Here is an 822-nt window from a genome sequence, read left to right on the forward strand (position 1 = left end):
ATGGTCGCATTTAATGGGCCAAGCTCTAAGACCTGTGCACCTGTTGGCGCGATAAACCGGCCGTCTGATGTGCCTCCACTAGTGGATAGCTCGGTATCAATTCCTTTGACTTCTTTAATTGACGCAACGGCGGCCTCAACGAGTGGGCCTGCCTCAGTAAGAAATGGTCGTCCGCTCAGGTTCCATACAATGTCGTAGTCTAAGTCATACTTTTCGAGTACTGCTTCGGTTTTCTCTGTGAGCTCTTCTGCTGTCACCTCTGTGCAATATCTAAAGTTAAACAACACTTCACCAACGCCTGGAATGACATTAGTAGCGCCAGTTCCGCAGTTAAAGTTGGTGATTTGGAAAGAGGTTGCTGGAAAGAACTCATTTCCTTGGTCCCATTCAATATCTGCTAATTCAGCAAGCGCTCTGGAAGCTTTATGGATAGGATTATCTGCAAGGTGCGGGTAGGCAACATGCCCTTGCTTACCTTTGATAGTAAGCTTTGCGTTCAAAGAGCCACGACGGCCATTCTTAATGACATCACCTAGCGTTGTGGTGCTTGAGGGTTCGCCAACAAGACACCAGTCAATTTTCTCGTTACGAGCTTCTAAGGTTTCGATGACCTTTACCGTTCCATTTTTCGCTGGACCTTCTTCATCACTCGTAATCAAGTAGGCGATAGAGCCTTTATGCTCTGGATACTTTTCGATGAAGCGCTCAGTTGCCGTGATAAACGCCGCTAAACTACCTTTCATGTCTGCGGTACCGCGTCCATGAATATGCCCGTCTTCAATGCGTGCTTCAAAAGGAGGGTATTGCCACTGGTACTCAGGT

Annotated in this window: 1 protein-coding gene; it reads right to left on the reverse strand. The window is 47.4% G+C overall.

Features of this window, described 5'->3' with window-relative positions; all coding sequences use genetic code 11:
- Positions 1–822, reverse strand: an 822-nt coding sequence (gene dapE, locus A3738_RS09220; RefSeq protein ID WP_068763559.1) for a succinyl-diaminopimelate desuccinylase, incomplete at both ends; no start/stop codon positions are given.

The sequence above is a fragment of the Oleiphilus sp. HI0066 genome (genome assembly GCF_001635725.1).